The 1,665-nt window shown below is 49.7% G+C and carries 2 protein-coding genes; both read left to right on the top strand.

What is annotated here, in order from left to right; all coding sequences use genetic code 11:
* Positions 1–511 precede the first annotated feature (511 nt).
* Complete coding sequence (locus tag VV869_RS23370; protein ID WP_337737350.1) at positions 512–721, top strand: hypothetical protein; 210 nt, start codon at positions 512–514, stop codon at positions 719–721.
* A 54-nt stretch (positions 722–775) separates the two neighbouring features.
* Positions 776–1,665 (top strand): cysteine peptidase family C39 domain-containing protein (locus VV869_RS23365; RefSeq protein ID WP_337737349.1); only part of this gene is annotated, 890 nt, incomplete at its 3' end.

Below are 1,665 nucleotides of genomic sequence, written 5' to 3'. Positions count from 1 at the left end.
AGTCAAACGTCAGCGCTGCGTATCCTTGCTCTGCAAATCGCTCAGCAAATGCCGGCAACAGTAACTCTTTCACCCCACAAAAGCCGTGACACAAGATAATGAAGGGATAGGGTGCGCGCGATTCATCTTTCGGCAAGTAAAGATGGGCAGACATAGCCACCCCTTGAGAAGGGATCTTAACGTGCTGATACATTGATAGTTTCTCGTTATATTGAAATTGATTTGTCCGCTGGAAAGTGCCCACTGTCAGCGCAGGGATAATTAAACCGTGAATATTAAATCAACAGTCAGATTTATTCTTCCCTGCCTTCTCATCTATTTTCTCATAAGCGCTCAAACGATAAACACATGAATATTATGACGAATATCCATGAAGAAGGAGACGTATGTCTCTTTGGTTATTGAATAAACAAAAACAAAAATTTAGCCTGGTGGTTACATTTTTTTGCCATTTAACTGAGTGGTTTCTAATAAACCACTCAGTTAAATAACATTTAAAATTGGAGTCACTATGACAGACGATAAAAAAACACTAACGATGCAAGAAGCCGAACAAGTTAGCGGCGGCAGCCTGATTGGCGCAGCCGATGGCGCAGCGACAGTTCTTGACGGTATTTTCAAGGTGCTGAATGCTTCCGGAAACGGTGTCGACGGGCTGACTCGCCCTTCACCAAAGCCATCCAGCGGCAATACCTGCTGCTGTAACTGCCGACGCATGTAAACGGCCTGGCGGAGTTGCGGCTCCGCCTGTTTCTGAGTGAGTTTGGACCCTGTTATGGCACCTGAAAACTTCCGGGCACAATATACGTTTCACCCATTTTATCAATGCCTCAACAAGCTTGGCATCGAGGCTGACCACACAACCCTGCAAAACCTGGCCATTGAGCCAACCATCCGCATGGACGACTGTATTGCGCGCCTGCTGGATCAACAAGGTATTCCATATTCTGCCGTCGCAGTCTATGACGAAACGAGCCTCGGGCTACTGACACCACCTTGCCTCCTGCACTGGAACCTGAATCATTTTGTCGTTGTAACCGACATTGATCAGGCCGGCATCCGGGTCTGGGATCCCTATCTGGGGGAGTGCCAGTACAGCTGTATGGAATTTATGGAGTTGTGCCGAAAACCCGGTTACGTGAACTGCGCCATTTCACTGGCACCCGCTCCCCGCAAGCCACAACCGGATACATCGGAACCACTGACCCGGTTGCTTGAGCAGGAAAAATCAGAAGAGCGCATTTTAATCAAGTGGTTAACACCCATTGCGTATGCTTTGTCTTATTTCGGCAAGCCGGCCACTCGGTTCACGTTACACCGGCTGGTCGGGTTATGGGACATGCTGGCCAGGCCCCGTATTTTTAGCGGACCACAGCGTAATTTTCAGCAATTGTTGTGCCTGGAGCCCGAACAAGCGCGGCGCAAAGCCCGGCAGAATATTGCCGAACTGGCCATCAACATGGGTTACACCGGTTTTTTGCTCCACAAGCTGAAAACCCCTCGCACAACCGCCTGGGCCGATCGGGTTGTTGCCACGCCATTGTCAGAGCAGAGTGCTGCTTTCGAGGGCCAGTGTATTGTCGAGCTGATGCATGTCTTCGATCCCATCAGTACGGTGTATAGCGCCATAAAACAGCTGCCGCCCGACCGCAATTTCGTCGTCTA

The sequence above is a fragment of the Photobacterium sp. MCCC 1A19761 genome, assembly GCF_037389125.1.
In the GTDB taxonomy this organism is placed as follows: Bacteria; Pseudomonadota; Gammaproteobacteria; order Enterobacterales; family Vibrionaceae; genus Photobacterium.
Note: the sequence above shows the minus strand (reverse complement) of the source record. Positions and strands in the feature narration are given on the sequence as shown.

Coding starts and splice junctions, on each gene's coding strand:
- VV869_RS23370 (WP_337737350.1), top strand. CDS start 512: ATGACAGACGATAAAAAAACACTAACGATGCAAGAAGCCGAACAAGTT.